This is a genomic window from Corynebacterium aurimucosum ATCC 700975 (genome assembly GCF_000022905.1).
Lineage (GTDB): Bacteria > Actinomycetota > Actinomycetes > Mycobacteriales > Mycobacteriaceae > Corynebacterium > Corynebacterium aurimucosum_F.
Map to the genome: position 1 here is coordinate 1,754,047 of NC_012590.1, position 13,938 is coordinate 1,767,984.

Sequence of the window (13,938 nt, forward strand, 5' to 3'; positions counted from 1 at the left end):
CAGAGATGAAGTTTTAAGTCCTCCACGCTGTGCGTGAACAACCTCAACAACTTTAGCGGAACCCACACGAGATAGGAAATTCCCTTTAGCTCTTGCAGAGTTAGGCCTTACCCCGCGAAGGGGGTAGTCTGTAATGCGGTTATTTCGACGCCACACAACCCTCTTTTTATGAATAAACAAGCCCCCTCTACATTCCGCTACCGGTACGATCTAGACGGCCTCCGCGGCATCGCAATCGCTTTGGTTGTTCTGTACCACGTCTTTGTTGGTCGTGTCTCAGGTGGCGTCGATGTCTTCCTCCTGCTTTCCGGATACTTCTTCTTAGGCTCGCAGCTGCGCTATGCAGCGCGGCCGAATGCCTCCCTGAACCCGTGGTGGCCCATCTGGCGCACGCTCCGCCGGCTTGTGCCTTCCCTCGTGCTCGTCATCGGCGTGAGCTATGTGCTTGTCCGGCTCTTCGCCCCGAAGCTCATGAACACGGAGCTCACCAAGCAGATCACTGCGACGGTCTTCTACTACCAGAACTGGGAATTAGCACGGCAGAACGCTGACTACGCCGCCGCTTCAGCAACAACATCGCCTCTGCAGCACATGTGGTCCATGGCAGTGCAGGGGCAGTTCTACCTGCTGGGCATCTTCTTCGCGCTCGGCCTGGCCGCGTTCATGCGCCTGCGCCCGAAGAACACGGGTTTGCGAGAACAGCGCTTCTCTTCCATTAATTCCATCGCTGGCCCGATTCTCCTCGTAGTTACCGTCGCCTCTTTTGCCTACGCCTCCCGCGACGGCCTCTTTGGCACCCCCGAAAATTACTACTCCACATGGTCGCGCGCCTGGGAGCTGACTTTGGGCGCGGTGCTCGTCATCTATGGATCGCACCTGCGCATGCCGCAGCGCCTGTCCAACCTTGCCACGGCTCTCGGCTTGGCGGCTCTGGCTGGTACCGGCCTACTTATTTCCGATAGCTTGGCCTTCCCTGGCCCGCTGTCTCTTCTGCCCATCGGCGGTGCAGTACTCATCATCATTGGTTCCGGCGGGTCTTTCTCGCGAGTGCTCACCACCCGGGTATCTCGCTGGCTCGGTGATATCGCCTACCCGCTCTACCTGTGGCATTGGCCGCTGCTCATCATTTCCATCGCCGCCCTCGGCCTTGAGACTCCACCGTGGTGGCTCGGGGCCATCATCATCGTGGTGTCGCTGGGCTTGGCGGACGTGACGCACCGTTTCGTCGAGAAGCCCCTGCGCCAGCACCGCAAACGCCCGCTTGCCGACGACCTCCCCGTCCACCGCGGTCTCGCCGACCTTCGCACGCGCACCGGCGCTCTGCGCGGCGTTGGCGGAGTCGTCGTCGCCACCTGCACCGTTGCGCTCGTGGCCGTTCAACCGCTGTGGCTGCGCAGCCTGCAGGAGGCGAACCACGAAATCCTCGACCCGAGGCTCTACCCAGGAGCGACGACCTTCGTCGAGAACATCACGCCGCCTGAGAACGTGGAGATCAAGCCTGACCCGATTCTCGCGCGCGGCATCCAGCCGCCAGTCGCCGACAACTGGTGCTTCATCCCGGAGCAAGAGCCAACGGACTACTTCATCGAGACCCAGAAGGACGGCGAGACGCCGTGCATCTTCGGTGATGTCAACTCCGATGTCGAGGTCTACTTGGTAGGAGGTTCGCACGCGGAGCAGTATTCCTCGGCCTTGGACCACTTGGGCCGCGAGATGGGCTTCAAGCTGGTTCCGCTCACCCGCGTGGGTTGCCCCATCGAGCTCGGTGAAGAGCTGAGCGTAAAGCCTTCCTGCGCCGAATGGAGCAAGGAAGTGGTCAAGCGCATCATCGACGCAGACCCGGCCCTCGTGGTCTCTAATTCAACGCGCCCCGGCCAACCCTTGGGTCACGGCCCGGACGCCGTCCCGCCCGGCTATAAGGCCTTCTGGGACGAGTTGGCCAAGCACGATATTCCCTTCTTGGGTTTCCGCGATAACCCGTGGGGGTTCGATGAGCACGGCAACGGCCTCCAGTTTGATGAGTGCTACGTAGCAACCCAGGATTCTCTCGGCTGCGGCATGCGCTTCGAAGAGGTCTACGCCCCCTATGACCCCGGCGCCGAAGTCCTCTCCCAGTACAAGAACATGCTGGCAGTGGACACCTCGAAATGGTTCTGCGATGCCAATGGCGATTGCCCGGTCATCATCGGCAACATCATGGTGTACCGCGATATGCACCACTTCACCAAGGCCTTCGCGGATTCGGCTATCCCGCTCATCCGTGAAGCCATCACCCCCTTCCTCAAGGGCGAGACGGTGCAGCAGCAGCCCCCGCAGATTCCGACGGACAGCCCCATGGTGCCCCAGACCGCTGAGACGTCACCGGCCACACCCGCGGAGCCTATCCCCTATCCTGCATATCCGGCAGATAAAGCCATTTAAAACAAGAGGGCCGGCGCTTACTTAGCGCCGGCCCTTTCTTAACGAAGAATGCTGCTGCATTCTTCGTTATTTCTTTTTGCCCTGCCCAAAGTCCAGGTTGTTGAGGTCGATATTCTCCATGCCCTTGGGCATCTTGATATCCCCTAGCCCGGGCATGCCGCCGCCGAGCTGTTCCTGCATCTTCTGCAGTTCCTGCATCGACGGCATTCCACCCGGCATACCGCCGCCACCACGACGCTTCGGCGGCTTGCGCTTGCCGTTCTTGCCCTTACGGCCCTTCGGCTTCTTCTTGGTAGCAGAACGCCCTCCACCCATGCCCGGCATGCCAAAACGGCCGGCCATCTGAGACATCATCTTCTTGGCTTCGGTGAAGCGCTCGATGAGCTGGTTGACGTCAGACACGCTCACGCCAGAACCGAGGGCAATACGCTTGCGGCGCGAGGCGTTGAGAATCTTCGGGTTCTCACGCTCCTCCGGCGTCATACCGCGGATGATGGCCTGAATACGGTCGAGCTGCTTTTCGTCGACCATGTCGGCGATCTGGTTCATCTTGTTGCCGCCCGGCATCATCTTGAGCAGGTTGCCCATCGGGCCCAGGTTGCGCACCATGAGCATCATGTCCAAGAAGTCATTGAGCGTCATCTCGCCGGAGCCCATCTTCTTGGCGGCTTCCTCCGCCTTGGACTGATCCAGCTTGGATTCCGCCTGCTCAATAAGTGTCAGCAGGTCACCCATGCCCAGAATGCGCGAGGACATGCGCTCCGGGTGGAAGACATCGAAGTCCTCGAGCTTCTCACCGGTAGAGGCGAACATGATGGGCTTGCCCGTGACCTCACGAATGGACAGCGCCGCACCACCGCGGGCGTCACCGTCCAGCTTGGTCAGGACGACACCGGTGAAGTCCACGCCATCGCGGAAGGCCTCGGCGGTCTGCACGGCATCCTGGCCGATCATGGAGTCGATGACGAAGAGGACTTCGTCCGGGTTGACGGCATCGCGGATGTTGCGTGCCTGCGTCATCAGGGTTTCATCGATGCCCAGGCGGCCGGCGGTATCGATGATGACGATATCGTGCTGCGTGCGCTTGGCTTCCTCAATGCCGCGCTTGGCGACGTCAACCGGATCCCCGTGCGAGGTACCCATCTCATGCTCGTGGGAATCCAGGGAGGTACCCGGATCCGGAGCGTAGACGTCTACCCCGGCGCGCTCGCCGACGATTTGGAGCTGCTGCACCGCGCCCGGGCGCTGGAGGTCACAAGCTACCAGCATCGGGGTGTGCCCCTTGGCGGCCAGATGCTTAGAAAGCTTGCCCGCCAAGGTCGTCTTACCAGCACCCTGGAGGCCGGCGAGCATGATGACCGTCGGCGGGTTCTTCGCCAGGTTCAGGCGGCGGGTCTCGCCGCCGAGAATCTCGATGAGCTCCTCGTTGACAATCTTGACTACCTGCTGCGCCGGGTTCAGCGCCTCGGAAACCTCGGCGCCTGCCGCACGTTCCTTAATGCGCTTAATAAAGCCGCGCACGACGTTGAGCGAGACGTCCGCCTCCAGCAACGCCAGACGGATTTCGCGTGCTGTGGCGTTGATGTCCGCCTCGGTCAGCTTGCCCTTGCCGCGCAGGCCGGACAGGGCTGATTGCAAGCGGTCAGACAAAGACTCAAACACGTTAAAAGTGCTCCCTCAACTATCGTGGATAAATTTATAACTTCCCCAGCTTAGCCGTTGACCAGTGCTTGGGTCACATTCCGGACCAGGGTGGCACGGGGGACGTCGCCAAGCGGCACGGCGTGAAGCACCATCGTGGCACCCGGTGTCGTGGTGGATAGCCACTCGCACTCCGGAAGCAGCGCCAGCACGTGGCCCAGGGTACCTGGGTAGTCATCGATTCGAACCTCGAAGACTCCCCTGGTCCACATCGCAGTCGCGGGCCCTGGTACAAAATCTGGCAGCACCGTGTAGGTTCCGGATTTATAGGACTGCACGAGGCGTTCCTCCACCGTTGCGAGATCAATGGCGCCGTGGAGGGCGCGGATATCGAATTCGCCGGCATAGCCCTCCTCGGTGCGCACGAGGCGCGAGGATAGGATGTTCCAGCCCAACGCGGCGATGAGCGCCAGCGCGCGCACTGCCTCCCGCTGGTAGCTGCCGCGCCACAGGACGGTAAAGCTGTCATCCTCGGGATTGTGGCGCAATCCGATGTCGCGGTCGGCGGCAACCAGAGGACGAACTGGGCGAAGTGCTTCCAGTTGTGCGAAAGCGCGGCCACTGACCGTTTCGATTCCTTGCTCCAGCCTGTGGTTCCACACGCCTGGACCAGTGGACTCGGCATCGGTACGGGCGAGTACCACGAGGAGCGCCAGGGTCAGGTAGTCATAACGCACGGCTTCGAGGAGCTCGTCACGGGCCTCATCGGATAAGGGGTCCGTGCGGGAGACGATGCGCGCTAGAGTGGTGTGCTCTGCGACCACGGTTTGCACGCGGGAGCGATCCGCCAGGTCGAGACCGAGCTTGGCCGCGGCACGCGCCACTATCTCCGCCCCTACTAGCTCGTGCGGGCGGCCATAGCCTTTCCCGATATCGTGGTAGAGCCCCACCAAGAGCAGCAGATCGGGCCGGGCTACGGAGGTGCGGGCTTCTGCGCAGCGCGCGACGGTAAGGATGGAGTGGTAATCCACGGTGTGAGCGTGCGTGCGCTCGCGCGGCAGCAATCCTCGAATGTGCTCCCACTCTGGGACGATTCGCTCCCACAGGCCATGGGCGTCCATCTCTTGGATAAGGCGCGGGGTATTGAGAGGTGAGGACAACAGGCTGAAGAAGGCATCCGTCGCTCCCGCGGGCCAACGTTGAGGCAATTCTGGTAGCTCGCGTAGCTGTTCCCAGACGTGGGGCGGCACGCTTCTACCCGAGCGTGCTGCTGCGGCGGCGACGCGCAAAAGCAGCCACGGCTCATCCAAGTCGGCGGTGCGTGCGAGGCGGATCTCGCCCCCGGCATCGACCACCCCGATATCGAGGGGTTTGCGTGTGCGGTTGTGGCTGCGTTTGGATACGACTCCCCGGGCAGTTGCCAATGCCCTCTCCACGGCTTTGTCTACCGCGGTAGCAGCGGTGACGACGGCCGCTGACAGGTCATAACGGTCAGCAAAGCCCAGTTCATGTGCGATCTCCGCGGCGAACTCTGGGTCGAGGACGTCGCGGTGGCGGCGGGCGGTGACATGGAGGAGCGTGCGGACGTCGAGAAGCAGCGCTTGTTCCTTCTCGAGCGCTGGGGCGTCGGCGAGGTTTCCTAAGGCGAGGGCCCGGAGGAATTGGATATCGCGCAGACCGCCGCGCCCATTCTTGATGTCCGGGTGGGTCATCGTGGCCAAGGTGCCGGAGCGACGCCAGCGCGCAATGGCGAGGTCGACGAAAGCATCAAAGTTGCTCTGCAGCAGGCGGCGCCACGAGGCATAGACCTGGGCGCGGGTGGAATCCACCAGCTGTTTATCTCCGGCAACGAAAGCCAGGTCCAGCTGCGCGAAACCGGCGGCGGGATCGGAACCGGCGATAGCGCCGAATTCGCGCGGGGTGCGCACCGCATAATCGAGCCGATACTTGGCGTCCCAAATCGGATACCAGACCCCGGAAACGACGTCCTCGGGTAGCTCCGTGTCATCAGGGTGAAGGAGGATGAGGTCGAGATCCGAAAAAGGAGTCATCGCCCGGCGGGCAAAAGATCCCGTGGCGGCAAGGGCGCAGCCAGGCGGAAGCTGCAAGGACTGCGTGAGGCGCATCGCCGAGGCATAGGCGTCCTCACGCAGTTGAGCGGCCGTAGACACGTGTTACAGGGCCGCCTCGCCGCGCTCGCCGGTGCGCACGCGGATGACGTCTTCAACCGGCGTAATCCAGATCTTGCCGTCACCGATCTTGCCGGTGTAGGCGGCGTCGACGATGGCAGAAAGGATGTCCTCCATCTGCTCATCGGAGGTGACTACCTCAAGCTTGACCTTGGGAACGAAATCGGTGGCGTATTCGGCGCCGCGGTAGACCTCGCTGTGGCCGCGCTGCTGGCCGAAACCTTGGGTTTCGGTCACGGTCAGGCCGTGCACGTCGTGTTGTTCGAGGGCCTCGCGAATGTCCGGTAGCGTGAACGGTTTGACGATGGCAGTGATGAGCTTCATCTGTTACTCCTTAGCTCCGGCGGTGTCGACCCGCGGCTGGACGGTTGGTGCAGGACTAATCCTAGCGTCGTGGGTGTGGCGACGGTGCGACGCCACGGATTCGCGGAAATCATAGGCGGTCTCGCGGTGCTCACCCAGGTCGATCCCCTTCGCTTCATCTTTGATTCGCCAGCCCATGGTGGCGCGGATGAGGAGCGCCGCAAGAAGTGTGACCAGCCCCGACACCAGCATCGCCACAACCGCAATCAGCGTTTGAACGACGAGCAGCTTAAGTCCTTCAGAAAAGTGACCGGTGAGGATGCCGTTATCCGTAGCAAAGAAGGCTAGGCCAATCGTGCCCCACAGTCCTGCGCACAGGTGCACGCCGACGACGTCCAAGGAATCATCGAAGCCCCAGCGGTACTTCAGGCTGATGCACAGGCAGGCGATAATCCCACCGAGGAAGCCGAGGGCGATGGAACCGAGCGGGCTGAGCGCTCCTGCAGCCGGGGTGATGGCCACGAGGCCTGCGATAGCGCCCGATGCAGCGCCGAGTGAAGTGGCGGCACGGTCACGGATTCGCTCCACCAACATCCAGCCGAGCATCGCGGCTGCGGCCGCAACGGTGGTGTTCAACCACGCCACACCTGCAAGGCCATCCGCGGCGAAGGCGGAACCGCCATTGAAACCGAACCAGCCAAACCACAGCAGCGCGGCACCGAGCATCACCATCGGGAGGTTGTGCGGCCTATCGACGTGCTTCGGAAAACCCGCGCGTGGGCCCACGACGATGGCCAGAACTAAGGCAGCTGCGCCAGCGGAAATGTGCACGACGGTACCGCCGGCGAAGTCGATGGGAGCAATGAGGGCCTCACCGTTTGATACACCGAAGAGCCACGCCGCGAGGGAGTGTGGGGCGTGGGAGAGCACTCCCCCGCCCCACACCATGTGGGCGAGCGGGAAGTAGGCGAAGGTCACCCAGATACCCGCGAAGGTTAACCAGGCCGAGAACTTCACACGGCCGGCGATGGCACCGGAGATAATAGCCGTCGAAATAATGGCGAAGGTGGCTTGGAAGCCGATATCGATGACGTTGGGATAACCAGCACTGTCCTCACCGCTTTCCTCAAGCTTTGCCCCTAGATTTCCTCCTCGGAAGCTTCCACAGTCTGCGCTTGCTGGCGCATACGTTTGGCGTACTTCACATCCGTGACGGTCACGCCGTAAATGGAACGGCCCATGTAAAAAGAGCCCACCGAACCGATGATCCACACGCCGAAACAAGCAATGAGGACACGGACCAGCGACCACAGCGAGAACCCGTTCTCGGCAAAGTCAACGACCAGCTTCGCCACGAGCAGAAGAGGAACGGCCAACCCGACCGTCGGCCCCAGCAGGTTGACTCGGGTCAGAGCATCGGGCGCGCGCCACAAAGCGATGGCCGTCGCGATAACCAGGAGCGTGGCCACAACCAGCAAAACCGAAGCAATAATCTCCGCGATAGTCATGGTTTTACCTCCTGCCCTTCGAGATGATGCGGGCCATCGACAACGTCGGCAGCACGCCCGCCGCGATGCCAGCGAGCATCGCGATGTCATAGACGATGGACGCGTGATTGGTCATGGCCCACGCAAAGTACATGCACATCATGCCGTAGAAGACCATGTCACTCATCACGGTGCGGGTGAGCTCATCGCGAGACCGCAACGCCAGCACCAACGCCGAGCACACCGATGCACCAATGAGGAACACACAGACAAAAACAACCCATTGAAAGGCGCTCATCGAGGAAAAATCAATCACTTCTTATCATCCTTTCGGGCGTCCTTGCCCGGCACGACCTGACGCAGCGGCCACACGGAATACTTCTCCACGTCGTTCGCTGCCAACGGGGTATCGTCCGCCTTCGCGATATCGGGGGCGCGCATATGACGTCCCAGCGTATCCAGCGGATACTCGTAGAACGTCGGGGCGAGCTCCTCCGTCGGGCCCTGGCCAGGCACGCCATAGTCAATGCCCTTCACTCGTGGCGCGAGGCGCTCCTCCATGTCCGCGAGGTCCACCATGACGCTGGACGGGTCATCCCCCATCACGGCTTGGACCAGCACGATGCGCGGAAGGCCTTCGGCAACCGGCTCGCGCAAGCCCAACGACAAGGTGCCCGGCGTTGCTGTAATGGACGAGGTGAACCAGAAGATCTCCCAGGCGCTCGTCACACGCAAGGGGTACCGAAGCACCACGGGGCGGTAATTGTTCTGCGGCTTGAAGGATTCCATTGCGAGCGAAAAGCCCGCGACGAAGATCTCCTTAATGAGCCACAGCGCGTAGACAACTGCATGCACAGCACTCTTCATTTAACGGCCCTCCTGAAGGGAGTCGATGTCGGGTAGGGCTACGGGGTCGTCGCCAAGCACTGCGTGTGCATAAGCTTCCGTATCCAACAAGTCCGCTGAGGCTTCCATGGTGAGACTGATGACTGGTCCGGAGAGGATGAACATGGTCAGCGAGCCCAAGATGAGGGCCGCCGAGGGAGCCATCAACTTCTTGCGGATCACCAGCTCATCGGGCACCTTCTCCTTGGGCAAATCCTTGCCCCAGAAGACGCGACGCCACACGCGCAGCATAGCCAGGAACGCCGCGAAGGAGGCGATGATAATCACCGCGATGACCGTCCACGCCCATGCCCCGCCGGTTCGGGCGACCTCCGCGACGATGAGCACCTTGCCCCACATGCCGGAGAAGGGCGGGAAGCCCACGACGGAGAAGGCACCGGCGGCGAAGATCCACGCGATGATGGGATCGCGGCGCGCCAGGCCGGAAAGCTTATTAAGCCTGCCCGTGCCGTACGTCTCCTCGATGGCACCGGAGGCCAGGATGAGGGAGCCCACCGTGAGCATGTGGTGAATCGTGTAGAGAATGCCGGCGGCCAACGCGCGCTGCGCATCATGGGTGGTGAAGGCCATCATCACGAGGATGAAGGGCATACCGTTGAGCATTTGGTAGCCCAGCACACGGCGGATGGAGTTCTCAGCCAAGCCGCCGAAAGCGCCCACCACCATGGAGATGATCATGATAACGATGATGAGTGTCCCCCAGCGCTGGTCCATATCGAAAAGCTGGACCCACAGGCGGTAGAGCATGTACACCGCAACCTTGGTGTGCAGACCGGAGAACAGGCCCATGACGGCGGCCGAAGTACCAGGGTAGGTACGCGGCAGCCAGGACTGCACGGGGAATACGCCGGCCTTCGCGGCGATGGCGATAACGATGATGCCGGACGCCACCGTCACCGGACCGTTGCCGGCGGCAGCACCCGTGAGCGCAGCCAAGTTGACCACCCCGGCCACCGAGTAGATATAGCCCACGCCAACCACAAGCAGCGTGGAGGCAAACAGATTGACCAACACGAAAGCGCGGCCGGCCGCCAAGCGCGACCACGTGCCCGACATCGTGATGAGGCCATAGGACGGCAAGAGCATGACCTCAATGAACACGAAGAAGTTAAAGAGGTCAGCGGTCAGCAGGGCGCCGCACACGCCGGTGATCAGGATAAGGGTCAGCGACGGGTAATAGCGCGACTTGGTCTCACCGCCAACGATGGCGAACCAGTTAGCGCCGAAGGCCACGATCATCGTCGTGATGAGCATGAGAGCCGAGAAGGTATCGGCCGCAAAGGCAATACCCGCGTTGCCCACGTAATTACCCACGCTGTGCGCCACAACGCCGTTATTCATGGTGTAGAGCAGCAGCGCAAAGGAGGCGAAGATACCCACGCCCGGAACGATGAGCATGATGGCATCGCGCACACGATGCCACGGCGCGAGCAGTGCGAGCGCCGCCGAAACGAGGGGAACCGCTGGGAAGAGCGGGAGGAGGGCACTTACGGTGTCATACATCTAGTTGTCCTCCTCTTGTTCAAGTTCTTTCAATCTGTCCATCTTGTTCGCTGAGCGCTCCAGAATCTCCCTGTTCTGGGTGTCTCGTCCCAGCGTGGAGAAGGCGTGGTCAATAGTGTTGTCATCCACGGGTTCAACAACATCCGTGTCATCGTTGGCACCCATCGCCGCCATGGTCAGCAGGATGGTCGAGGTAGCCATGGAAATCACCACGGCGGTCAGAACGAAGGCCTGCGGCAAGGGGTCAGCCATCTGGTCCATGCCCACCTGCGATGGGAAGGACTCACCGCGGTAGGAGTACACGCCGGTGGCCAAGAGCATGAGGTTTGCGCCATGTCCAAAGGCCATCATGCCCAGCACGATGTGCACGAGGCCGCGCTGCTGGATGAGGTAGACGGCGCTACCAATGAGCAATGCAATGGTCAGTGCGAGGATCATGAGTTCTTCTCCTCTTGAGCCGAAGTGTGGTGGGGCGAAGACGCGCGGTGTCGTGCCTCGGATTCATTGAGCAATGCCAGCGGATCCGAGGAGGGGTTGATCGATTCGGGGTACGGGTCATCGACATCCTCCAGCACCACGCGCGGGGTGTTTGGCAGCGCGGAATCATCATCGTGGACCCATGGCAAGAAGTCCCGCTCGGTACCCGGGCGCAAGTAGCCGCCCAAAGCATTTATGGCCATGGTGAGCATGCCCAACACCGCGAGGTAGATGCCCAAGTCGAAGATGAGCGACGTCGTCCAGTGCTGCCCCAGGGCGTGGCCATGGATGGCCGTCAGGAAACCGCCAGAGCTATGCGACGTCGGGATGTAGCCAATGAAGCCAGCCACCAGCGCCACGATGATGCCCACGCCGGTGAGGTGAATCGGAGTCATGCGCCCGAAGACAATCTCATCGGTACCGCGCGACAGATAGGTCAGGCCGATAGCCGCACCCATGATGAGCGCCGCCGGGAAGCCGCCGCCGGAAGCCTGGTGGCCGCGGTAGAAGACGATGAAGGACATGACCACCAGGATCGGGATGGCCACAGCAATACCCTTGCGCAGCGGCACCGAGTTGAGCTGTGATTGGCCAAACGGCGCTGGGCGCGTACCGGAGGTAAACGGGAAACGCGGCAGCGTCGAGGTGACCGCAGCGATAACCACGGCGGCCATGCCCAGCACTGACAGCTCGCCCAGGGTATCGAGTGCACGGAACTCCACGATGATGGTGGCCACCACGTTGTCGCCACCAGTAATATCCGGTGCGTTGTTGAGGTACCACATGGCCAGATCCGAGCGCTCGTGACGGCCCATCAGCGCCCACACGCCCAGGAATGCGGTAAGCCCAGCGAGCACGGCTACGACGATGGAGCCCACCTTGCGGTTGTTGTTTTGTACTGGGTGGAACTTCTCCGGCAGGTAGCGCAGGACCATCATCATGACGATGACGGACAGCGCCTCCACCGTGAACTGGGTCAGGGCCACGTCGGGTGCGCCGAGAAGGAACATCTGCAAAGTCACGCCGGTTCCCGCGGTACCAATCATCACCGCACCTGTGAGGCGGTTGCGTGTACGCACCAAACCAAACATGGACAGCGCCACGATGCCCAGCGGCAGCAGGTCCCACGGATTATCAAGGCCGTCCACGCGTGGGTTGAGAGCCACACCGTCGACACCCGTGGACACCAGCGTGGAGCCCGCAAGGATGATGACGAGGAGGACGATCGGCAGGATCAACTTCGACGGGTTGTGGGTATCGGACATGCGGCCAACGAAACGGCCGAAGGCTGCGCACACATCCTGGATCCACTTCAGGATTTGGTTACCGGTGCGCGGCAGGAGCTGGCGCTCCTCCATCGCGGTCCACAGCGGCCCGCGGAAGAACAACGCAACGATGCCAGCGATCAGCACCACCACAGAAATGAGCAGCGGAACGTTCAGGCCGTGCCACAGCGCGAGGTGGGAATGGCCCTCCATGCCGATAGCCGCCACGATATTATCGAGCGGCTTATCGAGCGCTCCCATGACGAAGATGATCGGCACCGACATCACACCGGGCAGCGCTGCGGGCAGCCACAACCGCACCGGTGCCTCATGAACATGCGACATGTTGCGCGGGCCATCGAAGAAGGCACCGAAGATGATCTTGGCGGAGTAAGTAAAAGTAAAGAACGCACCCACACCGGCGACGATGAGCAGCAGCGCCTGGCCGGTTGAACCGATTGGTGCCTCCTCGAAGGCGGTGAGCATTCCTTCCTTCGATACGAAGCCAAACAGCGGCGGGACCGCTGCCATGGAGGCAGCACCAATGAGCATGGAGCCAAAGGTCCACGGCATCTTGTTCCACAGCACACCAAGGCGGCGGATATCGCGGGAACCAGCCTCGTGGTCGATGACGCCAATGAGCATGAAGATGGAAGACTTAAACAGTGCGTGCGCCAGTGTGTGGACGAGGGCCGCTGCGATGGCGAAGGGGGTGCCAACACCAATCGTGGCCACAATCCATCCCAGGTGGGACACGGTGGAGTACGCGGTCAGCTTCTTCAGGTCCGTCTTCTGAACGGCGAAGACCGCCGACATCACGGCGGTACCCATACCGGCGACGATGAGCAGCCAATTCCACGCAGCAACATCATGGAAGATGGTGGAGAAACGAATCAACAGGTAAACGCCGGCCTTCACCACGGCCGCTGCGTGCAGGAAGGCCGAGACCGGCGTGGCGGCCGCCATGGCCTCCGGCAGCCAGAAGTGGAAGGGGAACTGCGCGGACTTGGTAAACGCCGAGACCGCAATGAGAATGGCAACCCCGGCGGTCAGGCCCGTGCGCTCGGCCCACACGTCGGAGGCGAGGATGCCCTCGAGGCTCGTGGTCCCCGCAGCCGTTGCGGCAATCGCCACGCCGGACAGCAAGGTGAGGCCGCCGATGAAGGTCAGGATCAACGTGCGCTGCGAACCGGCCTCGCCGGACTTACCGCTGCGTGCGATGAGCATGAAGGACGCCAGCGATACCAGCTCCCACGCCAGGAAGAGCACCACGACATCGTTAGCCAGCACCAGCAGGAGAATCGACAGCGTAAACGCTGTCATCAGCACATAGAAACTGACGTTTCCTTTACCTTTGGGCAGGTAGGCCGCAGAGTAGGTGAACACCACTGCGCCGATGACGAGAGCCAGCATGGCAAAGAAGATGCCCAGCGCATCGCCCCGGAAGGCGAGATTAACGTCGACGCCTGGAGCGATGACATCGCGCACCCACGTCACGGAATAGGACAGTTCTTCGCCACGGGCCAGTGCCGGAAATTCTTTAGCCAACAGTGCCGCGGCGACAATAAAAATGCCGGCTAGGGGGTAGCCGGCTGCGCGATCAGCAACCTTGACGGCTACTGGTGCTAGCGCCACTGCGACAGCTGCGAGGAGGACGACATACAAGAGTGTCACGAAAGAGTAGCCTCACGAACCGTTGTTAGGGCTGTTTAATCAGCCTCACATAGACAGGACTGTCCTAGACTA

General features: G+C 61.6%; 10 protein-coding genes and 1 pseudogene. 1 reads left to right on the forward strand and 10 read right to left on the reverse strand.

Going from position 1 to position 13,938, the window contains the following annotated elements; genetic code table 11:
- The first annotated feature begins 168 nt into the window (after positions 1-168).
- Positions 169-2,421: an acyltransferase family protein gene (locus tag CAURI_RS08295; RefSeq protein WP_010190430.1), complete on the forward strand. Its 2,253-nt coding sequence runs from the start codon at positions 169-171 to the stop codon at positions 2,419-2,421.
- 66 nt (positions 2,422-2,487) lie between these two features.
- On the opposite strand, the gene ffh is transcribed toward CAURI_RS08295, so the two are convergent.
- From ffh to CAURI_RS08345, 10 genes and pseudogenes are all read right to left on the reverse strand, one after another.
- Positions 2,488-4,083 (reverse strand): signal recognition particle protein, encoded by a 1,596-nt coding sequence (gene ffh, locus CAURI_RS08300; protein ID WP_010190431.1) that lies wholly within the window; start codon positions 4,081-4,083, stop codon positions 2,488-2,490.
- Positions 4,084-4,133: 50 nt separating this feature from the next.
- Positions 4,134-6,233 carry a [protein-PII] uridylyltransferase gene (locus CAURI_RS08305; RefSeq protein ID WP_010190432.1) on the reverse strand — a complete coding sequence of 700 codons (2,100 nt, stop codon included), beginning with the start codon at positions 6,231-6,233 and terminating at the stop codon, positions 4,134-4,136.
- Between the two features lie 3 nt (positions 6,234-6,236).
- Positions 6,237-6,575, reverse strand: a complete 339-nt coding sequence (locus CAURI_RS08310) for a P-II family nitrogen regulator (RefSeq protein WP_010190433.1) — start codon at positions 6,573-6,575, stop codon at positions 6,237-6,239.
- A gap of 3 nt (positions 6,576-6,578) precedes the next feature.
- Positions 6,579-7,682 (reverse strand): annotated as a pseudogene (locus CAURI_RS08315) (ammonium transporter); the annotation flags it as partial.
- Between the two features lie 11 nt (positions 7,683-7,693).
- Complete coding sequence (locus tag CAURI_RS08320; protein ID WP_010190435.1) at positions 7,694-8,062, reverse strand: Na+/H+ antiporter subunit G; 369 nt, start codon at positions 8,060-8,062, stop codon at positions 7,694-7,696.
- Positions 8,063-8,066: 4 nt separating this feature from the next.
- Positions 8,067-8,339 (reverse strand): cation:proton antiporter, encoded by a 273-nt coding sequence (locus CAURI_RS08325; protein ID WP_029158995.1) that lies wholly within the window; start codon positions 8,337-8,339, stop codon positions 8,067-8,069.
- Between the two features lie 14 nt (positions 8,340-8,353).
- Positions 8,354-8,908, reverse strand: coding sequence for a monovalent cation/H+ antiporter subunit E (locus tag CAURI_RS08330; protein WP_010190437.1), 555 nt, complete (start codon positions 8,906-8,908; stop codon positions 8,354-8,356).
- Positions 8,909-10,450, reverse strand: coding sequence for a monovalent cation/H+ antiporter subunit D family protein (locus CAURI_RS08335; RefSeq protein WP_010190438.1), 1,542 nt, complete (start codon positions 10,448-10,450; stop codon positions 8,909-8,911).
- Positions 10,451-10,888, reverse strand: a complete 438-nt coding sequence (locus CAURI_RS08340; RefSeq protein ID WP_010190439.1) for a cation:proton antiporter subunit C — start codon at positions 10,886-10,888, stop codon at positions 10,451-10,453. It abuts the gene before it with no gap.
- On the reverse strand, positions 10,885-13,866 hold the full coding sequence (locus CAURI_RS08345) for a DUF4040 family protein (protein ID WP_010190440.1): 2,982 nt from the start codon (positions 13,864-13,866) through the stop codon (positions 10,885-10,887). The genes CAURI_RS08340 and CAURI_RS08345 overlap by 4 nt, the downstream gene beginning before the upstream one ends.
- Between the last annotated feature and the right edge of the window lie 72 nt (positions 13,867-13,938).

Excerpts from the sequence above, each read along its gene's own strand:
- CAURI_RS08295 (WP_010190430.1), top strand. The coding sequence starts at position 169 with ATGAATAAACAAGCCCCCTCTACATTCCGCTACCGGTACGATCTAGAC.
- CAURI_RS08310 (WP_010190433.1), bottom strand. The coding sequence starts at position 6,575 with ATGAAGCTCATCACTGCCATCGTCAAACCGTTCACGCTACCGGACATT.
- CAURI_RS08320 (WP_010190435.1), bottom strand. The coding sequence starts at position 8,062 with ATGACTATCGCGGAGATTATTGCTTCGGTTTTGCTGGTTGTGGCCACG.
- CAURI_RS08325 (WP_029158995.1), bottom strand. The coding sequence starts at position 8,339 with ATGAGCGCCTTTCAATGGGTTGTTTTTGTCTGTGTGTTCCTCATTGGT.
- CAURI_RS08330 (WP_010190437.1), bottom strand. The coding sequence starts at position 8,908 with ATGAAGAGTGCTGTGCATGCAGTTGTCTACGCGCTGTGGCTCATTAAG.
- CAURI_RS08335 (WP_010190438.1), bottom strand. The coding sequence starts at position 10,450 with ATGTATGACACCGTAAGTGCCCTCCTCCCGCTCTTCCCAGCGGTTCCC.
- CAURI_RS08340 (WP_010190439.1), bottom strand. The coding sequence starts at position 10,888 with ATGATCCTCGCACTGACCATTGCATTGCTCATTGGTAGCGCCGTCTAC.